The 22,634-nt window shown below is 51.2% G+C and carries 18 protein-coding genes and 1 tRNA gene; 3 read left to right on the top strand and 16 right to left on the bottom strand.

Annotated features, from left to right (window positions below):
* Positions 1 to 142: 142 nt before the first annotated feature.
* Positions 143 to 721, top strand: a complete 579-nt coding sequence (locus tag DDY07_RS04245) for a carbonic anhydrase (protein ID WP_171694927.1) — start codon at positions 143 to 145, stop codon at positions 719 to 721.
* Between the two features lie 385 nt (positions 722 to 1,106).
* Here the strand turns inward: DDY07_RS04245 and DDY07_RS04240 are convergent, their stop codons facing one another.
* The 7 genes from DDY07_RS04240 to DDY07_RS04210 all read right to left on the bottom strand — a co-directional run bounded on the left by DDY07_RS04240 (position 1,107) and on the right by DDY07_RS04210 (position 12,685).
* Positions 1,107 to 1,640 carry a hypothetical protein gene (locus DDY07_RS04240; RefSeq protein WP_171694926.1) on the bottom strand — a complete coding sequence of 178 codons (534 nt, stop codon included), beginning with the start codon at positions 1,638 to 1,640 and terminating at the stop codon, positions 1,107 to 1,109.
* A 321-nt stretch (positions 1,641 to 1,961) separates the two neighbouring features.
* Positions 1,962 to 2,969: a cytochrome-c peroxidase gene (locus DDY07_RS04235; protein WP_171694925.1), complete on the bottom strand. Its 1,008-nt coding sequence runs from the start codon at positions 2,967 to 2,969 to the stop codon at positions 1,962 to 1,964.
* A gap of 122 nt (positions 2,970 to 3,091) precedes the next feature.
* Entirely contained in the window at positions 3,092 to 6,595 is a 3,504-nt protein-coding gene (locus DDY07_RS04230; RefSeq protein ID WP_171694924.1) for a response regulator, read from the bottom strand.
* 16 nt (positions 6,596 to 6,611) lie between these two features.
* On the bottom strand, positions 6,612 to 7,121 hold the full coding sequence (locus DDY07_RS04225; protein ID WP_171694923.1) for a YfiR family protein: 510 nt from the start codon (positions 7,119 to 7,121) through the stop codon (positions 6,612 to 6,614).
* Positions 7,121 to 10,117: a TonB-dependent receptor gene (locus tag DDY07_RS04220; RefSeq protein WP_171694922.1), complete on the bottom strand. Its 2,997-nt coding sequence runs from the start codon at positions 10,115 to 10,117 to the stop codon at positions 7,121 to 7,123. The genes DDY07_RS04225 and DDY07_RS04220 overlap by 1 nt, the downstream gene beginning before the upstream one ends.
* Before the next feature lie 80 nt (positions 10,118 to 10,197).
* Entirely contained in the window at positions 10,198 to 12,219 is a 2,022-nt protein-coding gene (locus tag DDY07_RS04215; RefSeq protein ID WP_171694921.1) for an EAL domain-containing protein, read from the bottom strand.
* A 43-nt stretch (positions 12,220 to 12,262) separates the two neighbouring features.
* Positions 12,263 to 12,685 carry a two-component system response regulator gene (locus tag DDY07_RS04210; RefSeq protein ID WP_033158109.1) on the bottom strand — a complete coding sequence of 141 codons (423 nt, stop codon included), beginning with the start codon at positions 12,683 to 12,685 and terminating at the stop codon, positions 12,263 to 12,265.
* Between the two features lie 392 nt (positions 12,686 to 13,077).
* Here DDY07_RS04210 and DDY07_RS04205 point away from each other — a divergent pair.
* A tRNA-Ser gene (locus DDY07_RS04205) sits at positions 13,078 to 13,165 on the top strand.
* A 315-nt stretch (positions 13,166 to 13,480) separates the two neighbouring features.
* Here the strand turns inward: DDY07_RS04205 and DDY07_RS04200 are convergent.
* From DDY07_RS04200 to DDY07_RS04180, 5 genes are all read right to left on the bottom strand, one after another.
* Entirely contained in the window at positions 13,481 to 14,794 is a 1,314-nt protein-coding gene (locus DDY07_RS04200) for a YihY/virulence factor BrkB family protein (RefSeq protein ID WP_171694920.1), read from the bottom strand.
* Between the two features lie 137 nt (positions 14,795 to 14,931).
* The gene (locus DDY07_RS04195; RefSeq protein WP_171694919.1) at positions 14,932 to 16,731 is read right to left on the bottom strand and encodes an ABC transporter transmembrane domain-containing protein; all 1,800 of its coding nucleotides are present in this window, start codon (positions 16,729 to 16,731) and stop codon (positions 14,932 to 14,934) included.
* An 825-nt stretch (positions 16,732 to 17,556) separates the two neighbouring features.
* Positions 17,557 to 17,817: a hypothetical protein gene (locus DDY07_RS04190; RefSeq protein WP_171694918.1), complete on the bottom strand. Its 261-nt coding sequence runs from the start codon at positions 17,815 to 17,817 to the stop codon at positions 17,557 to 17,559.
* Positions 17,801 to 18,970: a tyrosine-type recombinase/integrase gene (locus tag DDY07_RS04185; RefSeq protein ID WP_171694917.1), complete on the bottom strand. Its 1,170-nt coding sequence runs from the start codon at positions 18,968 to 18,970 to the stop codon at positions 17,801 to 17,803. Before DDY07_RS04185 ends, DDY07_RS04190 begins: the two co-directional genes overlap by 17 nt.
* A gap of 312 nt (positions 18,971 to 19,282) precedes the next feature.
* On the bottom strand, positions 19,283 to 19,492 hold the full coding sequence (locus DDY07_RS04180; RefSeq protein ID WP_064010690.1) for a cold-shock protein: 210 nt from the start codon (positions 19,490 to 19,492) through the stop codon (positions 19,283 to 19,285).
* A 75-nt stretch (positions 19,493 to 19,567) separates the two neighbouring features.
* Here DDY07_RS04180 and DDY07_RS04175 point away from each other — a divergent pair, with 75 nt between their 5' ends.
* On the top strand, positions 19,568 to 19,858 hold the full coding sequence (locus DDY07_RS04175) for a helix-turn-helix domain-containing protein (RefSeq protein WP_171694916.1): 291 nt from the start codon (positions 19,568 to 19,570) through the stop codon (positions 19,856 to 19,858).
* 44 nt (positions 19,859 to 19,902) lie between these two features.
* Here DDY07_RS04175 and DDY07_RS04170 read toward each other — a convergent pair whose 3' ends face one another.
* From DDY07_RS04170 to DDY07_RS04155, 4 genes are all read right to left on the bottom strand, one after another.
* Positions 19,903 to 20,109 carry a DUF4224 domain-containing protein gene (locus DDY07_RS04170; protein ID WP_171694915.1) on the bottom strand — a complete coding sequence of 69 codons (207 nt, stop codon included), beginning with the start codon at positions 20,107 to 20,109 and terminating at the stop codon, positions 19,903 to 19,905.
* 33 nt (positions 20,110 to 20,142) lie between these two features.
* On the bottom strand, positions 20,143 to 20,667 hold the full coding sequence (gene radC, locus DDY07_RS04165; RefSeq protein ID WP_253734401.1) for a DNA repair protein RadC: 525 nt from the start codon (positions 20,665 to 20,667) through the stop codon (positions 20,143 to 20,145).
* Entirely contained in the window at positions 20,664 to 20,888 is a 225-nt protein-coding gene (locus tag DDY07_RS04160; protein ID WP_171694913.1) for a hypothetical protein, read from the bottom strand. Before DDY07_RS04160 ends, radC begins: the two co-directional genes overlap by 4 nt.
* A 1,078-nt stretch (positions 20,889 to 21,966) precedes the next feature.
* Positions 21,967 to 22,566, bottom strand: coding sequence for a tail assembly protein (locus DDY07_RS04155; RefSeq protein WP_171694912.1), 600 nt, complete (start codon positions 22,564 to 22,566; stop codon positions 21,967 to 21,969).
* Between the last annotated feature and the right edge of the window lie 68 nt (positions 22,567 to 22,634).

Below are 22,634 nucleotides of genomic sequence, written 5' to 3'. Positions count from 1 at the left end.
ATAAACTTAAAGTTTATATTTTATAAACCAAATAGCGTCTTTAAACCAGAATGCCGCTTGGCTACAATGCCGCCCGGAGATAGTCGTTACCTCGTCTGGTTTGACATTCAGGCCAGACGTTTTTTCATGCACCGAGGTTTTTATGAGCAAAATTCACAACGAAGTACTGTTAGCCAACCGCGATTATGTATCCAGTTTCACTAAAGGCGATTTGGCTATGCCCCCTGCTCGTCAGTTTGCCATACTGACCTGCATGGACGCCCGGCTGGACCCGGCCAAGTACGCCGGTTTATCCGAAGGCGACGCCCACGTGATCCGCAACGCCGGCGGCCGCGCCAGCGACGACGCCATCCGCTCTTTGGTTATTTCTTACAAATTACTCGGGACCAAGGAATGGTTTGTGATTCATCACACCGACTGCGGTATGGAAACCTTTACCAACGACATCATGAGCGATTTGTTGGCCAGCAGCCTGAAAACCGCCAGCGTCGATGCCACCGGCTGGCATGACAGCGGCGAAGGCCCCGGCTCGACAGATGGCAAATACATCAACTGGCTGACCATTAAAAACCAAGCCGAAAGCGTGTTGGAAGATGTTAAGCGCATCAAGTCCCACCCCCTGGTACCTAGCGACATTCCAGTCTATGGTTATGTTTACGACGTCAAAACCGGCCGTTTGATCGAAGTACCGGAAGCGACTGCCGCCGGCCAAGCCAGCTAAAATTTGCTGCCAGCCTTAGGAATCCGTCAGTTCTGTTGCGAAATAGACAGAGGCATTCCCGTAGAAAGTGAAGTGATAGGACTCAAAATTACGCTACTTTGAGCAATGCGCTCCCGCAAATGCGGGAGCGATTTAATCGCCAATCCTAAAATTGTCAGCTTTTGCTTCCGAATATTGCTTAGCTGAAAATCAAAAGTCTATTGGACTTACCGCCCGAAGACTCAATCGCAAAACGCCGCAGAAATATCAGCGGTTTTGTCGTAGAAGCTTTGCAATATCCAACCACCTGAAATGGCAACGGAAAACAAATCCTTACCGGCGTTCAGAGTCTTTGCTGGTACCGCGGAGACAGCGGAAAGATTGCATCGATTTGTTATACCTAACATCAATAACCTCGACGGCGCGGCATATTTCGGAACATATAAAACAGAAAAAAGCTGAAAACCCACCCAACCGCCGGGATAGGAACAACTGCATTCATGGCGCTAACATTAACTTGGTAGCCACTTGTGCTCTCCAGGGAAATGGCGATACCCAGAATATTTATCGTGTGAGAGCCGGCAGTCAATATACCGTCAAAGGACCAAGCTTCATCGGCAGGTCCGGCACTTTTAGCCAATGGACTTCCATCCAAGTTGACGGCGTATAACAGACTCCCAGTGTTAGTTTCTAGGGAACTTACTGAAACCCTAACTTGACTGCTGTTGTGTAAATTAAAAGTCCAATCGTCAAGCACATTGGTTTCGATACGTAGGCCGGTTACTATGCCGAATAGATCCTGCGGCGAATTTTGACCTGATTGCAAACTTCCGAGAATAGGGCCATAACCGGTAATTGTGCCCCAACTTAAAGTTGACGCATTAACTTGAAATGAAAATGACGCGATGGCCAGGCATATTATCGTTAAGTAATTTTTCATAAAAAGCCCCCAAGCAGATGGTAAAGATACGCTTATACATATCTTTGCCTATCAGGGAAACGGTAATATTTTCCCGCAATGATTATTTTCGGCTTGCCGGTGCTTGTTCGGTAATATGCTTTGGCGATCCTTCAAATAAAATCAGGGTCAACGTATTCTCACCATGCAAAAGTTGGCAAACCGTCCCATGACTTTGCCCTGGAAACGACTTAAAGTACCCAAAACTCTTAATCTACATTGCGTATTGTGCCCCGTGAAGGAAGTATTTTGACAAAAAAAGGGGCCTTGCGGCCCCCTTAATCTTTAACTACCTGATAAAACTCAGTTAAAGCTGGAACCCGGTGTTCCTGGCAATTGCGGCATGGTTTGCGCTGGGAATTCGCCGGTCAGCGCATTCAAAAACGCGACGATGTCAGCCACATCAGCATCGGACAACTCTTGATTTAATTGCAATTTACCCATCAACCAAACGGCTTTATCCAAAGTTTTTACCGAACCGTTGTGCATATAAGGTGCGGTCAAAGCCACGTTACGCAGAGTCGGCACTTTAAACAGGTGCTCGTCGCTTTCTTTTTTGGTGACTTCAGCTAAGCCTTTGTCTTTTTGGAAGTGGTATTGCGCTTCGAAGTAGCCGCTAGGGTTAACAGGGAATTTTTGGAATACCCCTGGGCCGTTAAAGGCCGGACCACTGTGGCAACTGGTGCAACCCAATTCCACGGCTTTTTTCAGACCGCGTTCTTGCTGTTCGGTCAATGCATCTTTATCGCCTTTGACATATTTGTCGTAGGCGCTATTCGGTGTAATCAACGTTCTTTCGTAGGCGGCAATCGCTTTGGTGGCGTTGTCTTTGGTAATAGCTTCGGCGTCGCTACCAAAGGCCACTTCGAAAGCATGGCGATAGCCTTTGATGGTTTTCAAGCGAGCAACCACGTCATCCCAGCTTTTCATACCCATTTCAATTGGGTTGGTGACTGGACCTGCTGCTTGCGCTTCCAGACTGTCGGCGCGGCCGTCCCAGAATTGCACTTTGTTGAATGCGGCATTCCAGACCGTTGGTGCACTGCGGCCGCCGGTTTGGCCGTTGACACCCATGGAGTTGGGCCGGTTATCTTCGCCGCCCAGCATGGTGTTGTGGCAAGACGCGCAAGAAACGGTGCCCGTGGAAGACAGACGCGGATCGTGATACAGCATTTTACCCAGTTCAACTTTTTCGGGGGTTGTGGGGTTGTTGGCAGGCGCTGGCGCCGTGGTGGGCAGCGCATCCGCCGCCATAACAGACATCGAACCAGTCAGCGCTATCGCAGAAACCAGCATACGAAATTTAAACATGAGATCCTCCTAAGTAATTATTTTAGCCATGGGCTACCAAATTGTAAGATATTGACGCTGGGCAGGTAAATTAAATTGCATCGTTATCGACCGCACGCTGCAAAGCCGGGGTTAGGCTGGCGTTAAAGTTTTTGCTGCAACTCGCTCAGTTGCGCCAGTGCCTCGTCAATGGCAAATCGGTCGATTTTTTTGGCGATGTCCTCCAGCAAGGGCAAATACTGATGACCAGCCATACTACGCTGTAATTGCTCCAACATGGCTTCGGCCGCGCCTAGATCGCTTTCCAGCAATCGCGACAATGTCTGTAAATCCGCCGCTATCTCGGCGTCGCTAACCCCTGTCACAAGTGGATCCGTGTCGGGCGCTTGGCTGCTCGCCAGTGCTTGCAAGGCCTCAATTTGCCCGATGACTTGGCGCAAAAATCCTTCCATGTACTGCAAGTGTTCAGCGGGCGGTATTTGATTTTGCTTAAGGACAATATCCACACCGGCGGCGGCTTCGAATAAATCCGTCGCCCCCAGATTGCCGCTAACCCCTTTCAAGGCGTGGCAACGCTCTTCAGCCTGTTTGAGTTCCCCGGCATTGATCAAGCCGCGAATCTCGGCGACCGCATCCGGGTAGTGTTCTTTAAAACGGTATAACTGTTTGCGATAGGCCTCCGGATTACCGCCGATCCGGCGTATGCCTTGCACAATATCCAGGCTGGTCAAGGTTTGTAAATCTTCGGGATAATCGGCAGCTTGATAAATCCGCGCCGCCTCCTGGCTCTGTTCGCCGTCGGCCGTGAGCGGAATCCAGGTTGCCAATGCTTTGAACAACCGGTCGGGATCAATCGGTTTCGTAACGTGATCGTTCATACCTGCCTCCAGGCTTTTCTCGACATCGCGGGCCATGGCATGGGCGGTCATCGCGATGATGGGCATAGTTGCAAAACGTTGATCGTTCTCGGATTCCGCCAAGGCCCGAATTTTGACGGTGGCTTGCAAGCCGTCCAGCACCGGCATCTGGATGTCCATCAAGACCGCATCGTAATGATGCTGCCTAACCATGCTGACCGCTTCTTCGCCGTTCACCGCTTCGTCAACCTCAATCTCGTGGCTGCGCAGCAATTCGCAGGCAAATTCGCGGTTGATTTCGTTATCTTCCACCAGTAACAGCCGGATCCCTTGCAATTGTTTGATACCGGCAATATCGGCCCCACCCAATTGCTTAAATTTATCCACCACCCCAAGCACCCGGCCACGTCCAAGTGCCGACAAAATCGCATCCAGTAATGAGGACGGCGATACCGGTTTGATCAAAAAGCCATCGATACCGGCTCGGCCCGCCAACACCATCACATCTTCGCTGCCGTAAGCGGTGACCATGATAATCTTGGGCTGAGGCATCAGGCTGGTGTCGGCGCGAATCTGCCTGATCGCCTCATCGCCGTTCATACCCGGCATTTTCCAGTCCATCAACACCACATCGAAAGGCTGATCGGCCGGCGCCTCCCGCAACGCTCTCAGCGCCCCGGCCGCACTGGCCGAACAGCTCACCCGTAGCTGAAACGGCCGCAACATATCGCTGATGATTTCCCGGGAAGCCTCATTGTCATCCACCACCAATACCCGCACCTCGGCCAACAACACGCCTATGCTTTGCTCCAGCGCGTCTTGATGCAGCAAAGTATCCTTAGCCACGCCCAAGCGCACGGTAAAACAAAAGGTTGTGCCCTGGCCCAATTGCGACTGCTCGATCCAGATCCGGCCCTGCATCATTTCCACCAGGGTTTTACAGATGGCCAAGCCTAAACCTGTGCCGCCAAAGCGCCGGCTGGTGCCCTGATCGGCTTGGGTAAACTCTTGAAACAGTTTTTTCTGATCGTCTTCCGCCATACCGATGCCGGTATCTCTGACCGATACCCGCAATTCGATAGTGCTATCGGTTTTGGCCAGGCAATAGAATGCCAGTTCCAATTCACCGGCTTCGGTGAATTTCAGCGCGTTGCCGCATAAATTGGTCAACACCTGGCCGAAACGCAAGGGATCGCCCAACAACACCGGCGGAATTTGCGGATCGTGACGAATCAGAAACTCGATACCTTTCAAGCCGGCTTGGTAACCGATCATGTCAGCCAATTGCTCCACCACGCTATCGAAGCGAAATTCGGTTTCTTCCAGCGCCAATTTACCGGCCTCGATTTTGGAAAAATCCAGAATATCGTTAAGAATCCCCAATAAGGTACGTGCGGAACTGTGGGCTTTTGCCAAATAGTTGCGTTGCGACGCGGTCAATTCGGTCTGCAAAGCCAGATGCAACATACCCAGCACGCCGTTCATCGGCGTGCGAATCTCGTGCGACATATTGGCCAGAAACTGGCTTTTAGTCTGGGTGGCTGACTGGGCGGCGTCCCGAGCCTCTTTCAACGCCAGCTCGGCCTGTTTGCGTAAGGTCACATCCTCGTAAGTACTGACGAAACCGCCATCGGCTATCGGCCCGCCGCTAATCTCGATGACCCGGTTGTCCAATCTTTGCCGAGTAAAATTGTGCGGCCGAAAATGTCTTATTTCTTCCAGCAATTGCCGCAGTTCGGTATCGGGATCACGGAAACGCAACTGCGGATCGGTTAAATCAAACTGCACGAAATCGGCATGGTCCCTGCCCACTGCCAACATGCTTTCCGGATAACCGCGCACCTCGCTGAGTTTTTTATTCCAAACCAATAACTTTAAATTGCTATCAAAGGCTATCAAGCCCTGCGACATGCTATCCAGCACCGTCGCCAGCATGACGCTGTTATGCGCCAATTTGGCGTTAATTTCCGCCAACTCCGTGGTGCGGGCAGCCACGCGCTCTTCCAAACCTTCGTTGATGCTGGCCAATAGCTTTTCATTCTCGGCAAGCTGCCTGTTCAAGGCCAACAGTTCGCTATCGCGAGCTTCGATGGTAGCTATCATCGTGTTGAAGGCTTGAATCAGTGCACCCAATTCATCGTTACTCTCTTGTGCGGCGCGCAAGGTGTAGTTCTTTTCACTGTTGATCGTTTCGACGGTTTTCTTCAACCTGACCAGCGGACCGGACACCACTTGCTGCAAACTGGAAGCCAATAGCAAGGCGAACAGACCGGATAACATCACAATGCCCATCGCCGCAGCCAAAAAATCCCGCCATAAGGAATCCAGCTCCGCCAGGCTGGAGGCTATCCAAACCCTTCCCAAGGTGCGGCCGTCCAAGGCTATCGTTTCGCTTATGGTGCAATAGGCATCGTCGAATCGCGGCCGCTCGCTAGCCGAAGGCTCGGGATGTTGCAGCGGACAGGCCAAGCCAGGCTCGTAAAGTGCAAACAGCTGATTGGCACTATCGTAAATACAGGCCGATACCACGCTCTGCTTGACGCTTAAAGCGGCCAAAGTGGCGTTGGCGACGCTGCTGTCATTAAACGACAAGGCCACGGTACTGCGATTGGCAATGATACGAGCCAGAGAACTCAAATCCCGGCCCATGTCCTCTTTTACCCGCATGTGTTCCTGGGCAATAAAACCGGCCCCCGCCAGCAGCAGGGACAAGATGCTGGTTGCCAACATGATCAGCACCAGCTTGGTTTTTATGGTCAGATCGCGTTTAAATTCAGCCTGGTTTGTCATGGGATTCCGGAGTGAATTAACGGACGATACGGGCGATTTCCATCAACAAAGCGTTGACTTTTAATTGCGCTCGGCGCACGGCGTCCGGATTGATTTCCAGTTTGATCTGGCCGTTTTCGCTATAAAAACCGATACAGCCGCCGCGGCCGGCAAACCCCTCGGCATCGCTGACAGTTAATATCTGATTGCCGCGCACCTGCTGTATCAAGGCTGGCAATTCCGGCGCGTCATGGTCGATATACAAAATCTGGCAAATCTGCGGGTCGTCTATGCCCGACCAGATTTGCAATAAATGCCCCTTGGTATCACGGCTGGCCAACTCGCTCAGCAAGTTGACGATAGGTTCGGCGCCGACGATGCAGACATGCAGCGTATCGTTCATCAGCGCCGGCCACTCCACGAACTTGGTGAAATTGAACACATAATTGGCCTTGGTTTTGGCGTTGAGCATGTCGTCGGCAGCGGCGCAGAAACTGCTGAGCAACACCCACAACAATAAACCCGCGCTCACTAACTTGCCCGGCATTAAAACTCCAGGCGGGCGGTCAATTTCACCGTCAAACTCGGTCCGGCCAGCACGGTCAGCGGCGCCCCCAAATTCGGCGAGGCAAAGTCGCTGTTAAATGCCGCATAATTTTTAAAATCGAATAAATTCAATACATCCAGGCGCAGTTTCATCCGGGTGTCGTGCGGCGTATCGAAACTTTTTATCAGCGCAATGTCGACTTGTTTGTATCCCCACCACTGCCCCGGAAAAATAAAATCGCTACCCTGCGGCGTAAAGGTATCGAAACGGCAAGCACCGCTTGCACAGTTGACGCCGGAGCGGGTGTCCGGGGTCGCCAGCGTCAGCTTGGTAGAAAAAATCAAATCCCACGGCAAATCGACACTGGCGGTTGTCACCAGCTTATGTTTTCTGACCCCGGCGGTATCCAGCCAGCCATTGGTGTGGGTATTGGGATGTTCAAACAAATAACTGCTGTTATCGAAGAAAGACTGCGGTTTGTTTTCCTCGGAATCGGTAAAGGTGTAGGCAAACGTCATACCCCAGCCGCTGTCTTTGCTGTACGGTTTTTCGGCTTTGACAAATACCGAATTGGTTTTGGTCTGTACACCGTTATCGAACAAAATCAATTGCCCAAAACCAGGCACGGCCTGAAAGGTACCCCCGAACCCGGACCCGGCTGCGTAAAAGCTGCCATCGGCATTGCGGCCGCCCAGCAAACCGACCAAACCGTTGTAACTGTGTACGTGCGACACGCTGACCTCGGTATGCCAGTCGCCGAAACGATTGCGCATGCCGATATTAAATTGGTCGGCATAGGGCGTGCGCAGATTGTTGCGCATCAAATTGATTTCCCGGCTGCTGCCGGCACTGGCGCCGGTCAGTGCGGACAATTGCGCCGGCGTATAGTTTAAATACCCGGGATTCCAGGCAATGCAGTCGACGCCGGCCACGCAATCATAATTGGGGTCGCCCTGAAAATTGACGCTAAAACTGGGATAACTGCCCTTGGTACGTTCCAGTTGCAACACGTCGTAAATATGGCGGTCGTAGGCTTTAGCGTAACCGCCGAATAACACATGCCGCTGATCTTCGAATAAGTCGTATGCCAAACCTAATCTGGGCGCAATATTATTGCTGTCCGCTGCCCGGTTCGCGCCGTTACTGAGGTAGTTTTCGATGTCGTAACCCGTATTCGCGTTGTGAATGTTACGCCAGTTGCGGAGCGCGCTGCTGACATCGCCGGGCGTGACATGGTTTAGATAGCCGGGGTTGTATTCGTAATCCCAGCGTACGCCCAGGTTCACGCTCAAGTGTCGATTAGGGTTCCAATCGTCTTGCAGATACGCGCCGAATTGCGTCACATCGGATTGGGCGGAACCGTCACCGCCGCCGGCCAAGGGCGTTGCCCAACGCACTTGATACGGGTTGCCGGCAGGATTGTTTAAATTTAAGCCGAACTGCGGGTGGTAAGGGTCGCGCTCCACCGCACCGAGTTCTATCTGTTTAACTTTAGCGCCCAGCTTGACGACATGGGTGCCATGCCAATCCAAACCGCTGAAGGTTAGATCATCTTGAAAACCCGGCCCGTTTTGGCCCTTGTCCTGATAATTGGTCGCGCCGCCGCTATTCAACACACTCCGGCTATTCAGATTCCCCGCGCTCAAACTGCCATCCAGGCGCCGCAGCTGCAAACCCGCGCTTTGCGTGGCCGGCAGTTGCCGCCAATTGGCATCTTCATAAGTAAACCGGGCTTCGTTTACGCAATGTTCCGCGCTGTATTGATATTTAAAATCCAGGCGTTTTTCGCTGTTACCCTTGGTCAGCGCGTAAGACTCTGAGTTTTCACCGCCAATCCCTAAGGTTTCGGTTTCGTCGCGCAGCTTAAAAGACACTTCGATCAAATTACTATCGTTAAGCGCCCAATCCAGTTTCCCGAAGAACAAATCCGCCCTGAACGGCCTGTTCACCCGACCCAGTTGCGCTTGATACGGCTCGGGTAAGCGGGAGCCGTCACCCGCGCTAATATTGGCGTAATCGTCGTTGAGTTTACGTTCGTATGCCATGAAAAAATGCGCGACATCCTTGGCGATGGGACCGCTTAAGGTCACACCGAATTGCACTTGCTCGGTGTCGCGCTTGCCGCCCGCCAGTTGTTCGCTGGGGGTAACGCTGCGCAGATCCTGATTGGTATGATCGTAAAATGTTTCGCCGTGAAAGGTATTGCCGCCGGATTTGGTCTGCACCGAAATTGCCGCGCCGCCGACTTGATCGTACTCGGCCTTATAGTTCTGGCTAATGACTTTATATTCGGCAACCGCCGATTCCGGAAACACATTGCCGCGACTGGAATCCTGGCCGGCTACGCCCCCCCTGACCACATAGTTTTTCTGGCTAACGCCGTCGATAAACAAATTGACGCTATCCGGCCGCTGCCCGCCGCTTTGCAAGCGGGTACTACCATTTTCATCGTTTACCACGTTCACACCGGGCGCCAGATCGGCATAATTCAGAAAATTGCGGTTTACCTGCGGCAAGCGCTGCATTTGCTCGGGCGTTAAATAGGTAGCCAACTCCGCGGAGTTGCCCTCACTCGTCTGTTCGGCAACGCTATTATCATCGCCTAACGCAACGTCTACCAAGGCCACCTGCCCCACTTGCAGCGTCAGCTCTTGACTGTTTTGCTTGCCTTCCAAGCCTAATACCTTGAGCTGGTAACGGCCGGGTTTCAATGCCATCAGTACATAAGAGCCATCAGCTCGGGAAAAGGTCCGCGTGGAAAACCCCCGCTCCAGACTGGTAACGATGATTTGCGCACCTGCCTGAGTGTCAGCCCCTCGCAGCGTGACTTGACCACGAATTGTCGCCGCACTGATGTCGGCCTGCACCGGATGGCTCCAACAGCCTATCGTCAGCAGAACGCTGGCGGCGCTTGATAACCGGCTGACCGTAAAACCGACGAGCCTCTGCCAGGTTATCGTCTTGCGCAGAGGATGTTCATTAAAAACCGGCCGCATCTTAAAACTCCATTCCGGCTTTAGTAGCAGAGTTGCCTGGATCAGACTGTTTCATGTCCTCCCCCGGATGCACGTTGGATTCAATCATGGCGGGGCGTCCCCAGCGTTTGCGGTGCCGGTTTGCCCAGATAAAAACCTTGCGAAAAATCGATACCCAGCTCAACGACCTTGGCTTGGATCTCCGCACTCCCCACAAATTCGGCAACCGTGCGCATACCCAAGCGCCGCGCGGCATCGACTATGACACGGGCAATCACTTCAGAATCCGGATTGTCGATAATATTCATGATGATGGAGCCGTCGATCTTTAAGTAATCGATCTTCAACCGCAACAAATGCACGAAATTGGAATAGCCGCTACCGAAATCGTCAATCGCAAAGTGACAGCCATAGCCTTTCATGCGATTAACAAACTGGCGCACTTCCTCGTAACTTTCGATACCTTCAGATTCGGTAATCTCCAATACAATGCGCGAACCGACGCCGGGCTGAGAGAGTTTTTCGGCAATAAAGCTCACCGTATTGGCATCGATAATATCCTCGACGGTTAAGTTGATACTCATCTCCCCCTCCGACTCGGGCAAGGCTTTCACGACTTGTTCGACGATGGTGCGAGTCAAGGCGGTATATTGCCGGGTGCGTTTTGCCACGCCGAGAAAGCTAGGCGGAATCACATTACCCTCTTCGTCTATCATCCGCATCAGCGCTTCATATTTCACGACTTTCCCGTTGCGATTGTCGATGATGGGTTGATAAAAAGGCACGATGCGGCCGTCGGCCAGGGCACTGCGAATTTTCTGGCTCCAGTGGATGTTATCCTTGTAGTGCGACTTGATCTGCATTTGATCTGTATAAATCAAATAATCCCGACGTTCGATCCTGGCGCGCTCCAACGCCAGCGCCGCATGCGTATAAGGACTGTCGGCCCCCGAACAGATGCCTGCAGTCACGCGGATGTTAATCTTGTCTTCGCCGCAATCGATCGCTTCCGATTCCAAACGCTTGATAATGCTGTCTATCAATTGCTCAAAACGGCCGGGATCGCCACCGTTTTTGGAGAGCAACGCAAATAAATCGCCGCCGATGCGGTAAGCCTGCGCATCCGCGCCGCTCATTTTTTGCAAACGCTCACCAATTTCTAACAAGACTTTATCGCCGTTGCGCAAACCGTAAAAATCATTGATGGCTTTGAATTGATCGATGTTTATCATGCCCAATATCGACGGACCGGCGTCAGCCAAATCCTGCATCAATTTCACCCGGTTGGGCAAGCCGGTTAGCGCATCCGTGGTCTGTTCCCTAATCAACTCTTCCTGTTTGATCAAATGGGTGACATTAACGCTGGTGGATATAAATTCGCGAATCGAGCCGTCGGCGTCAAGGATGGGGACGATGGTATTGTTGATGTAAATCACCTCGCCACTTTTAGTAAGATTGCTGTAGGTCCCGCGCCAGATTGCACCGCCTAGAATCGTGTTCCATAACTCCCGATGCAAACCCGGAGCCGCGTCGGGATCTTTGAGAATCCGGCTGGTTTTGCCTATAACCTCCTCGCGGGTATAACCATAGGTTTGCACAAACGCATCGTTTACAAAAGTGATGACGCCGTGCGGATCGGTGCGGAATACGATATTAGACACATCCGTGGCATGCCGGTATTCGCTCAGACGTTTCACCCGGCCTTCCAGAGCGCGGCGTAAGCGGCTCAGTTCCAAATGCGTTTTGACCCTGGCCCGTACTTCGTCAATATCAAACGGCTTGGTAATGAAATCGGCGGCGCCCATGGAAAAACCGCGAATTTTTTCGATGGACGCTTCGACTATCGTCACGAAGAGAATGGGTATCCCCGCGGTTCTAGGATCGCTCTTGAGCCGCCGGCAAACCTCATAGCCATCCATACCCGGCATTCTGACGTCCAGCAATACCAAATCAGGCGGCGTCGGGCCTTGCGCCAACTCCACCGCACGCATGCCTTCCGTCGCCACCATAATGCCGTAATCGTCCTTGAGTGCTTCGAGTAAGCCGTGAATATTTTCGGGAAGATCGTCTACCACCAAAATAGTCGGCCTGGGATTGAGCGATAGGGATTTGTCTTTGTTCATTATCCAAGGAAATAGTTAGATCAGCGTTGCTTGACCCCAACGATTATAGTCTGCCATAGCGTTTCCGATAGGTGGCTAGCTCCAAATGCAGTCTAACCCGAGCTAGAAGCAACTCAGGCACTACGGGCTTGAGTAAATAGTCGTCGGCGCCCAGCGCCATACCCTTGGCGTCGTCACCGACTTCAGCGGCCGCAGTCACAAAAATGACCGGGATTTCGGCCGTTGCCGGATCATCGCGCAGATATTCCAACACCTGGTATCCATCCATTTCCGGCATTTTTATATCCAGCAAAATCAAATCAGGAGCCGACGCGCGCCGGGCGATTTCCAAGGCTTTTTCACCGGAAGTAGCAGCCATCACCGCATAATCTTGCCGCAAAATATTCAGCAAAGTATGCAAGTTTTCGTGAACATCATCGACGATCAGAATTTTTGGTTTTTCGTTTGAAATACAAATATCGTTCATAGAGCTCCCCCGTTCACTCCGATAGGCCATCGACAAAATGTGAGTTCACTCTCCAGCAAACTCCTGCGCAAACTTAGACCACGATCCACTGAAGAGCAAAATTCAACAATTTATTTATCCGACAGAATATGGTTAACCGAGTACAAGTAAGGGCTGATCGGGCGCTAAACCAATGACTAAACTGGATTGTCTTTTAGGGAAGTAACGCCAATGGGAAATTCAATGCCTAGGCCAATAACCGAGAAAACACTCGTCCGAATTGCAAAATAACCGTGTATCCATTATCCTAGTCGGGATTGGGTGGTCGCTATCACGGCGACAAACGCAGATTAAGTTATGAAGCGATCAATTTCTGAAGCACTAAATCTGCTGATCAGCCCAAAAATGTATTAGGAGAGATGGCCGAGCGGTCGAAGGCGCACGCCTGGAAAGTGTGTATACGGCAACGTATCGAGGGTTCGAATCCCTCTTTCTCCGCCAACTTATAAATTATTGAATAACAATAATTTTTTTGAAAAAAGCCTCTCGTGTAACAGAGTTTGCTAAACAACCCTGTTACACGAGAGGCTTTTTTGTGGGGGCAATTTCCCCTATCTTTTTAAACGACGCAGCAACTACCTCAAAATTAGCAGTCCTGCTCAGCATCAAGAAGCGCTCGCTCAACGCAACTGAAATTGTACGAAGCTTAAAGACTGAAAGTCAGTCATGCAGCGATTCCGCTTGCTTTGCAACTTGCGCTAAATGTTGCATTGGCTTTCAAATTAAAATTCTCAGCACTCAATTCTACCGACTCTTTCAAATGTCTTTTAGCAGCTGATTACGCTCGGATGCTTCTATCAGACTCTTGAAGCTTTCGACCGCGTCGATCAGCAGCGGCTGCTGGTTGCTTTCCGGCAATTGGTTTTGCCCGCATTGCTCCAGTGCGTTGATCACAAAGCTGATGGTCAGGATATGAATGTCTATAGCCGGCAGATAGACCTCGTCGCTACCATCAGGTTCTTTCAGTTCGGCCAGCAGGTGGCTAAGCAGTAATTTCGCCAGCACTTCCTGAATGATCGCTATAGGTATGGCCAGCTTGCCGGCGATGTCGGCTGCGCTTAAGGGAGTCTGCAACTGGCTAAAGTTTTTGACTATCAAATGCATGACTTGCAAGGCCACCAGTTTTTTCAGCGCAAAACTTAAATGGGCAAAGCGATTATTGTTTCGATAGGTTTGGTAGTTTTGGGTAAAAAAAGCCATCTCGCAACCGAACAAAACAATCATCCAGCAGCTTTGCAGCCAAACCACAAACAAGGGTAGCGCCGCAAAACTGCCGTAAATGGCGTTATAACTCGACACGCCGATCTGCAAGCTTAAATACGCCCATTGCAACAAATGATAACTAACGCCCGTCACCACACCGGCGATAATGCCGGCGCGAACGTGTATTTTATGATTAGGCATAAAAATAAACGTAAAGGAAAACAAGGCAATCATCAGCAGCACCGGCGACAAACTCAGCGCTTTGACCACCAGCCAGCTGGCAAACGCCGGCAATTGCATGACGGTAATAAACCAAGTGATTTGCGTACTAACAAAGACGGTGATGCTGCTGGCGGCGATCAGCAACACCGGCGCCAATAGCATCAGCGATAAATAATCGCTAAATTTGCGGCCCAACGACCGGCTCTTGCCGATTTTCCAGATGTAGTTGAAAGACTCTTCGATATTGCCTATCAAGCTGATGACAGTCCAAAACAGCACGACAATCCCTATCCCGGCCACCACTTCACCCTTGGCGCTTTCCAACAGGTTTTTGGCAAAACCGATTAGCTGCACCACTAGCGCATCTCGCTCCGGCATGCGCTGCAACAGTTCTTGCTCGAGCATGCTTTCAAAGCCAAAGCCCTTGGCAATGCCAAACAACATGGCAATGACCGGCACTATCGACAAAATGCTGTACAAGGTTAAAGCGGAGGCGCGTAGCTGACAAAGATCCAAACCGAAACTTTGCCAGGACAAAATAACGATTTTTAAATACTTGATCAGTTTTTCTTGAACATAAGGCAGATCTTGCTCGTGCAACAACCAAATATCGTCTCGGACAAACGTCATTAATTTGTGGTGCATGGCTGAACTTGACGGGTGGCGGTAACTGGGAAGATAGAATCCGTTCTCCGCTGACAGTATAAATTGAAAAAGCCAAGTTGATGGCTATACATCTTCTACCGCAACAGGTTCGCCCCAGGCATTAGGCTTATGCAGACTTATTGCACATCGAACTGTAGATTCGCCAGCCTAGCATAGAGTCCGCTTTGTTTGCGCAAATCCTCGGGCGATCCGGTTTCGACGATGCGTCCTTGATCCAACACCACGATGCGGCTGACCTTATTCACGGTGGCCAAACGGTGCGCAATAATCAGTGTGGTACGACCCTGCATGGCGGCATTTAAACCCCGTTGCACCAACACTTCCGATTCTGCATCCAGCGCGCTGGTCGCCTCGTCCAATAACAACAGCGGTGCGTTTTTCAGAATGGCCCGAGCGATGGCGATGCGCTGTCTTTGCCCACCGGATAAACGTGTACCGCGCTCGCCGAGAAAAGTTTGGTAACCATCCGGCAAGCGATCAATGAACTCCGCTACTTGCGCCAATTGCCCGGCCGCGATAACTTCCTCATCGCTGGCTTCGGGCCGGCCGTAACGAATATTTTCCAGCGCGGTGGTCGAGAAAATCACAGCATCCTGCGGCACAATGGCAATTTTGCCGCGCAGTTCCTGTAAGGATAGGTGACGAATATCCTGACCGTTAAGGCGAATGGTACCGTGCGTTACATCGTAAAAACGCAACAGCAATTGAAACAACGTAGTCTTGCCGGCCCCGGACGGGCCGATAAAAGCGACGCTCTCCCCTGCCGAGATACTTAAATCGATTCTATCCAGTGCGGCGGCTTGCAAGCGCGACGGGTAACTGAAGCTGACTTGCTGAAATTCAATCGCCGCTGTATCGCCATTTACCAAAGGCTGAGGTGTAGCAGCATCAATGATTGCCGGTTGGGCATATAGCAGTTCCAGTAAGCGCCCGGTTGCGCCGGTCGCCCGCATCACGTCCCCCCATACTTCCGCTATGGTGCTGACCCCGCCGGACACCAGCGTGGCATATAGCACGAAAGAAGCCAGTTGCCCGCCGGTCATAACACCCGCGTTGACCTGGTTGGCGCCTATCCACAATACGAAAATAATGGAGCCCATCACGGCTGTGATGACGATAACCGTCAATGCGGAACGAAACCGACTACGGCGAACAGCAGTCATAAAACTGACTTCGGCGCGCTCACTAAAGCGCGCTGCTTCACGGCCTTCCTGGGTATAGGCTTGGACCGTAGGTACCGCATTGAGGATCTCGCCGGCCAGCGCCGAGGCATCGGCGATCTTATCCTGCGACTCCCGCGACAGCTTTTTTACTTTCCGGCCCATTGCCAAAATCGGCAAGGTCAGCAAGATCATTAAGCCCAATATCAATGAGAATAGATGCAGACTGGTCACCGCCAACATAATCATGCCGCCGATAAACTGGAATACGCTGCGTAAGCCCATGGAAATCGAACTGCCCACCACAGTCTGAATCAGCGTGGTATCGCCGGTCAGTCGTGACAAAACTTCCCCGGTTTGCAAGGTTTCGAAAAACTGCGGAGACTGCGCCAAGACCCGTTCGTAAACCGCGCTACGCAAATCCGCGGTCACCCGTTCGCCAACCCAACTGACCGTGTAATAACGTGCCGCTATCGTCACCGCCCACAGGCAGGCTAAGGCAAATAGCGCCAGAAAATGTCCATCCATGCTCAGCGCGCCTAACAACCCACCCTGCTCTGCCTGTCGCTGACCAAAGCCAAAATCAATCAGGTCGCGGAACGCCAACGGTACTAACAGAATCGTCGCCGAGCCCAGGCACAACAGGCAAAAGGCCAACAGCATTCTAGCGCGATAGGGACGGATAAACGGCCATAACGCCTTTAAGGTCGATATTTTTCGGGTGGGATCGGTTTGCTTAGAACGGGAGAAAGGCATATCAATACCTCGTGGAGAACCTTGGTGCGAAAATGCATCGCTTAAAAATAAAAAACCCGCTAAGCCTTACGGCTAGCGGGTTTTTAAATTTCTTTGGACTACTCTGGAAGAGTAGGTGGTACGAGGGTCGGAACCGAAAAATTCATAAGCATTTGTTTTATTTATCATAAAAATTTAAAAGCCTGAGCAAGGACACACACAAGGACACAATCCGAAGTCTTATCCGATATTTTCCTACCTAAACAGCTCAAATCCAAATCTTTCGCCGGTCGTTACTATAGAGATTATTTAGCCTGGATCAGCCTAAATAAACCCAACCTCACAAATACTGAAAAACTGCCGATTTCCGCCATTCGGTTTTTCACCAAATCCAGGTAATTCGCGGCTTTCAGCCAATCGCATCGAACACGGTAAAATTTCGCCAAAAAATTGAATAGACAAAAAATCAATTATTTATCAGTTTGTTACATTAAATTTGGCGATTTTAAGGTGTGCCGTTTAGCGGTCTTAAATGGCAGAATGTGTAAATGATCGGCATTTTGCGAATTCTGCACATCGGGTAAAAGCGGTCCACTTTAGTGCCAGAAAGCCGAGAATTTCCTGGCTTTAACGCTTCTGGTCCGGATTTAAGCGGTTCAAAGCGAACTTCGTGTGCAAATTTTTGTGCAAAAACCGCGCGGGCGAGGAGGAGTGAATTTTGACCGGCGGACGGTCTGAATTAACCAGCTATACCGTTACCAAGTTGCGACCTCGATCAGGCTGCTTTAGCCAATGGATTTAACCGGTCAAAAAGGCAATCCGGAACTATCCAGATTGCCGCTTGCATTAAGCCGCTGTTTCTATCAGGTCTGCTATTTGGCGATAGGCATATCTCGTATCTGGCATCACATAACCGCCTTCACGACTGAATACCAATTGAAAAAGACGTTCACAAACCATAATGCTGACTCTCTCGGCATTTTCTATGCCTTTGTCAGCGATGATCGCTGTAACCAAATCCCTAAATGGTTCGCCGGCTAATTCTATTAGCTTGGCCGCCGATTGCTCGACCATGCCGGCAGAGATTTGCTTAAAGGCGTAATTCATTGATCCGTGTATAGGCGGCACGGACTTGGTCCTTGGGCATGTGGCACAGTTGGCGTTCTATCGCATCCGGCGACCAGCCTTGTTCATTGAGCAATGTCGATGCGGTGGTTCTGAAACCGTGAGCGCTCATTTCTTCACGTTGGTATCCAAGGGTTTTAAGCGCGGTGCGTATTGTGCCATCTGACATAGACCGACCATCGCCACGGCTGGACGGAAAAACATACTGGCCAATACCGGTTAACGGCTTGATGGCTTCCAAAACCTCTATAGCCTGACGCGACAATGGGACGATGTGTTGTGTTTCCGTTTTGGTGACGAAGTAACGCCATTCTTTTGCGGAGAAATCAATATCCTTCCATTCCATCTGCCTGATTTCTCCCGGCCGTTGAAACAGGTATGGCGAGAGTCTTAACGCGCATTGCACGACAAAGGTGCCTTGGTAGTTGGAGATGTCGCGCAGTAATTGGCCAACTTGCTTTGGCTCGGTGACTGCGGCGTTGTGTTTGACTTTTTGCGCCGGAATTTGGGCGCCAACGGCTTGCGCTGGATCGTAGTCGGTATAGCCGTGAGCGATGGCATAGGCAAAAGCCGCGCTAATGTCCGCACGCACGCGGTGGGCGGTTTCCAGTTGCTTTTTGATGATGAGTGGGCGGACAACAGCAAATATGTCGGGCGATTTCACTTCGCCTATGGGCTTTTGACCGATTTCCGGAAACACGTAGAGTTCGAATCGGCGAACTTTCTTTTGGTTGGTTACATCGCGCACTGTATGTGACGTCGAATCCATCCATTGCCTGGCGATGTCTTCGAAACTGTTGACGATGGGTAGTCCGGCGTTTACTCGATTTTGATTTTCGACGGCTTGGGTAATTTCTGCCCGGGCTTGCTTTCTGATTTCGCTGGGATCGATGCCGTTGGCAAGGCTGTTTCTAGCCTCATCAGCTTTGCGCCTGGCGTTTTCCAAGGTGGTATCCGGATACACGCCAAATGAGAGTTTTTTCCGCTTCCCTTCAAACGAGAAAATGAATTTCCATATCTTGGTGCCGTTTTTCCCGACGACGAGATAGAGTCCGCCGCCATCGTTGATAAAGTATTCTTTATCGCGCGCCTTTGCCGCTCTGTAGACCGTGTCTTTATTGAGTTGGAGTGCCATAGTGTGTCCTCAATTGTGTCCTCGGTAACAGACATTATAGGAAAGGACACAATGAAGGACACACTTTTGATTGCATGCCCCTGCATCTTGCTGCATTTCTTTGCACAATAAAAAACCCGCTAAGCCAGTCGGCTTGCGGGTTTGTACTTCTCTTTGCATTTGATTGCACTAATCAATGGTACGAGGGTCGGAACCGATATGAAATACAAGGCATTGTTTTATAAAAAATTATTTATATAACATTGCGCACGTATCACTATTCGTGTCACTCCTTCGAGTTTTGCCTACCAAAATCCAATCACCGCATGACGACTATAAAGGGGTGACGTTTTCCGCTTGAGGGCCTTTCGCTCCGGCGGTCACTTCCATCGTTACGCTCTGGCCTTCTCTCAGGGTTTTGCGGCCGCTACCTTGAATGACGCTAAAGTGAACAAACACATCTTTGCCACCATCTTGTTCAATGAAGCCGAAGCCCTTGTCATCGTTGAACCACTTAACTTTGCCTTGTACTAATGCTGCCATAAATTACTCTTAACTTTTAAAAAACCATTACTGGTATGTTGCCGGTTGTTTTCTATATCAACCGATATACTGATTATGCATCAATTAGGGCAAGTATGTCCCAAAAGAATAGCCGATAGCTCGCGCGGGCGCTATCAGTTCGTTTTAACCAGACGGCACATTCGAACAATATCGATTAAGGAACGCCAACGGGAAGGCATCGAAGCGGCCAAAGCCCAAGGCAAAAAGCTAGGCGCACCGGCCAAGCTGACAGCGGAACAAACCGCCGAAATCAAAGCACGGGTTGAACAGGGCGACGATAAAAGCAAACTGGCGAAGGAATACGGCATTAGCCGGCCAACGCTTTACAAGCTGATTGCCGCCTGAGTTTTCGACCGATCCAGCCAACATAAGCCGCGATCCATGCGGCTTCAAAAAATGTCGTCGCTACTGTCGGCTAAAACCCGTTGAATATGCAATAGCGGCAGATTGACCGATTCCGCAGTAACACAAACACGCCCGTGATTGCCAAGTAGATAAGGAATACCACACTGTCGCAACCAGTTGACCAAGGCTGTGCGGCGCTTAAATCCGCTCCATTCCATCAATTCCTCTTCTTGTATCAAGCTGGTTGTCATTTGATCCGCCTGGGCTATGTTAGATAATTCAAGTTAAATCATCCTATGTTCGGCAAAAGAATAGGGTTCACCGTCGCCAACGATGAAATGATCCAGAACCCGAACATCTATCATCCCTAGCGCCGCTTTCAACTTATCGGTTATTTGCCGATCTGCTTGGCTAGGTTCGTTTGTACCGCTCGGGTGGTTATGGGCGAATATGACCGCCGCTGCATTCAGCTGCAGACAGCGCTTGACTACTTCGCGCGGGTAAACGCTGGCGCCGGCAATCGTGCCCCGGAATAGTTCTTCATATTCAATAACGTGGTGCTGGTTGTCAAGGAACAAACAGACGAACACCTCATGCTCACGTTTACGCAGTTGGGTTTTAAGATAGGCTCGGGTTATATCGGGGCTAGTCAGCTGCGAGCCGCGCTCTACCCGTTGATTCAGCAGCAGGGTAGCCGCCTTGATGATTTGCTCTTCGGTCAATGCTCGGCTAGCGCGATACCTGCCGCGCTGATCCGCGACAAAGTAAGGTAGTTTGATAGGTGTGGTGTTGCTGGTTGTGGCGCTCATGGTTGCACCTTCATCAATTGGCCGCGTAGCGATACCGACAGCGCCAACAGCTCTTCGCAGTCGCATTGCAGGCCGACCACTGCGGAGCCGGTCAGCTCGCCGCGTTCGGCTTCCTTGATGGTCATGCCGTAGCTAAACGCCAGATTAGCAAAGGCCTGGTGTAAGGGTTGGGTAAAGGATTGTTGTTGCTCGATTCGAGCGGGATTTGATGCGCTAGGCATGGTAGCTTCTCCTATTCATAAACGAGTTAACCGCCGCCTTGCTTCCTACGGCATGGGCGACGGGCTTGAGTGGGGTAGGAAATACCGCGAATAGGAGCGGCCAGCCCGTAAAGGCTGCCCAAACAAGCCCGCCATAGCAACAGACACGGCAAGGCCGCGCCGAACAACGGGCATAAAAAAGCCACTGGCTAAGGTGGCGATTGTCGCCTATTCAAACGGGTTTCCTACGCCCGGCCAGTCTGCGGACTGACGACTACATTCTGATCCGGATTCGGCGGTGGTGTCAATGCTTTTCCTCCCCCGTGCCCGCAATGGTGCCGCCATGCGGGTGGCCAGTGCTACGGGTGGCAACAGCTAAGGCTTTCTTCTCCCCCCAGCCCCGATGATTGACGCCATAGGGGTGGCGGCGGTCTTTGGTGGGGTAGCTGGTAGGGGTGTGAGTAAGTCCAAGGCCTTGGCTTGCTTTATCCACATGGGCTTTTTCTATTTATAAAATCCCCCCAGCGAAAATTTAGCTAGGGCGACGCAAAGGGACAGCAAACCCCTAGACTTTTGACCCGCCCCTGGGGGGCATGACTGCGCATAAATTGGGCGGCTTCCGCCCGGCCATGCATCCAACGACGGCGGGCACTAAAAAAATATTCCTTCTATACCCTATACAAAAAATCTGGGGAATCTGGGGAGATAGCCCGCCAAGCCACGCGCGACGCGGCTTTCAAGCTCCCCAACCCCTCTAAAAATCTGGGGAATCTCCCCAGATTTATTTGGGGAGATGGCGCTTATCGGGTGAAATTGACGCGGTTTCCGATCCGGCCATGTCGATTTGTCCAGCTTGCCAGGGTTGGACGCTCCCCAGATTTTTGGGGAATCTCCCCAACCATTTTAAAAATCTGGGGAGCTTGAAAGCCTTATGTATCAAGGCTTACAGACTTATCTCCCCAGATTCCCCAGATTTTTTATACATACCCTTATATTTTTTTCAGCAACGGCACCGGCTAAATAATCAGCCGACCGCAGGCCCGCTACCCTATGGCGCACCAATAATGGGGAGCGGGGAACATATGAAAGGGCGGCTTACTTATACGGGGATATCCTCTACCCAGTAATCAGACGATAGAATCATGCAGCCGCAATCCGGCACTTCTCCAAATAAAATGGGATGTGGATGGCCGGCAGCCGTAAGATTGACCGCGCCATCGGCGATGAATGAAGGCTTGTTTTCCGGGCGCTCTTGCTGAGTTGCTGGCGTGTTTTTCTTTTTGCTGGTAATCAGGCTGGCGATGGAAGACAACGCTATCGATATAGCTATGTTAGCCAACGCAACCGCAATCTCAGCGGCCGCGACGGCCGCCCCAGCAGCTACACCCGCTTCGGTTAATGCCGTCGCGACTCCAGCCCATATCGCAGCATCAAAGCCATATTCACCTCTCGCGGTAGGCATAACCCAAAGCTCCTCGTCTGACCACGGGTCGAACGCATTATCACCCGTCACGAGTCTGGAGCGATCCTGGTCTTTTAGATCAATCAGCACCGCCACATAATGCCCGGCGTCGCACTCAGCTAAAAATCCATCGCGCTGTACACCTATCGCCCGCAACGCTTCAGCCGGGGTTTTAACGTCCAGCGTCCAGACGGGTTTGTATTTTTCCAAATCTCCAACAAGTCTTACTGTCTTCATGTGAATTCTCCTTCACGGTTAATGCCGAAATCATCGGCGAATATCAATTTTAAAATTTGGCTAAACCT

It is taken from the genome of Methylomonas sp. ZR1 (genome assembly GCF_013141865.1).
Classification (GTDB): Bacteria; Pseudomonadota; Gammaproteobacteria; order Methylococcales; family Methylomonadaceae; genus Methylomonas.
The sequence above is the reverse complement of the archived record's forward strand: the minus strand, read 5'-3'. Positions and strand labels throughout refer to the sequence as shown.